Raw genomic sequence first — 1,636 nt, forward strand, 5'->3', positions numbered from 1 at the left:
GCGCTCCTCCAGGCGGGTCGCCTTGTCGGTCTCCCAGAAGAACTTGGCGTCCGACAGGCGCGCCCGCACCACGCGCTCGTTGCCGGCGGTGATGGCCGCGCCGCCGTCGCTGGCGATCAGGTTCGAGGTCAGGATGAAGGCCGGCGCCAGGGTGTCCGTGCCGGCATGGCGCAGTACGAAGCACTTCTGGTTAGCCCGAATGGTGGCGCGAATCGCTTCGGCCGGGATGTCCAGGAAGGCGTCGTCGAAGGAGCCCAGCAGCACCACCGGCCACTCGACGAGGCCGGCGACTTCCTCGAGTAGCCCGTCATCCTCTACGAGTTCGAGGCCGCGCGCGAAGGCCAGATCCCGGGCGTCGTGCAGGATGATGTCTTTGCGCCGCTCCACGTCGAGCACGACCTTCGCGCGCTCCAGGGCCTGGACATAATCGTCGAAGCGCCGGACCTCGATGGGGTCGGGCGCCAGGAAGCGGTGACCGTAGGTGGTGGTGCCGGCCGCGATGCCATCGACCGCGAACGGCACCACGTCCGGCGTCTCGGTCTCCGGGCCGAAGGTGGCGACGATGGATTGCAGCGGACGCACCCAGCGCAAGGCGCCCGGCTGCGCCGAGGCCGCGCCCCAGCGCATCGACTTCGGCCACGGGAAGCTACGGATGATCTGCGGCAGGATCTCGGCGAGCACGTCGAGGGTCGGGCGGCCGGGCCGCTCGATCACCGCCACGTAGAATTCGCCCTTCTTCGGGTCCGTGACGATGGTGGCCTCGTCGAGGCTCGCCAGCCCCGCGCTCTTCAGGAAGCCCTGGACCGCGCCCTCCGGCGCCCCGACCCGAGGCCCCTTGCGCTCCTCGCGCACGTCCTGGCCCCGCGGCGGTAGGCCGGCCACGTGCAGCGCCAGCCGGCGCGGCGTCGCGAAGGCCTTGGCGCCCTCGTAGAGGAAACCGCGCTCCACCAGGGCGTCGGTGACGAGCTTCCGCAGATCGTCGGCCGCGCGCCGCTGCATGCGGGCGGGGATCTCTTCGGAGCGCAGTTCGAGGAGGAGGTCGGGCATGGCGGGAGCGTCCGGAGAGGAATGTTCGAGGGGGCGGGTGGCCGTTCGGGGCGGGGGCCGGTCAGGCCGCTCCACCGCCCGCGGTCCGCAGGTAGGCCGCCCCGCAGGCCTTCGCGAGTTCCCGCACCCGCAGGATGTAGCTCTGCCGCTCGGTCACCGAGATGACGCCCCGGGCGTCGAGCAGATTGAAGACGTGGCTCGCCTTGATGCACTGGTCGTAGGCCGGCTGGGCCATCCGGTGCCGGCCGGTCTCGTCCGCCGGGGCGCCGGCATCGAGGTAGGTCCGGCAGGCCTTCTCGGCGTCGGTGAACTGGCGGAACAGCATCGCGGTGTCGGCCGCCTCGAAGTTGTGCCGCGAGTATTCCTGCTCGGCCTGGAGGAAGACGTCGCCGTAGGAGACGCGATCCGCGCCCGTGCCGCCGTTGAAGTTCAGATCGTAGACATTCTCGACACCCTGGACGTACATCGCCAGGCGCTCCAGGCCGTAGGTGAGCTCGCCCGCGACGGGCGCGCACTCGAAGCCCGCGACCTGCTGGAAGTAGGTGAACTGGCTCACCTCCATGCCGTCGCACCAGCATTCCCAGCCGAG

General features: G+C 70.5%; 2 protein-coding genes. Both read right to left on the bottom strand.

Features of this window, described 5'->3' with window-relative positions:
* Window positions 1-1,047 (bottom strand): glycine--tRNA ligase subunit beta (glyS, locus tag K2X24_RS11500; RefSeq protein ID WP_292498026.1); only part of this gene is annotated, 1,047 nt, incomplete at its 3' end.
* 61 nt (window positions 1,048-1,108) lie between these two features.
* On the bottom strand, window positions 1,109-1,636 hold a 528-nt coding region (locus K2X24_RS11505), incomplete at its 5' end, for a glycine--tRNA ligase subunit alpha (protein ID WP_292498029.1).

Source organism: Methylobacterium sp. (assembly GCF_019750675.1).
Taxonomy (GTDB): domain Bacteria; phylum Pseudomonadota; class Alphaproteobacteria; order Rhizobiales; family Beijerinckiaceae; genus Methylobacterium.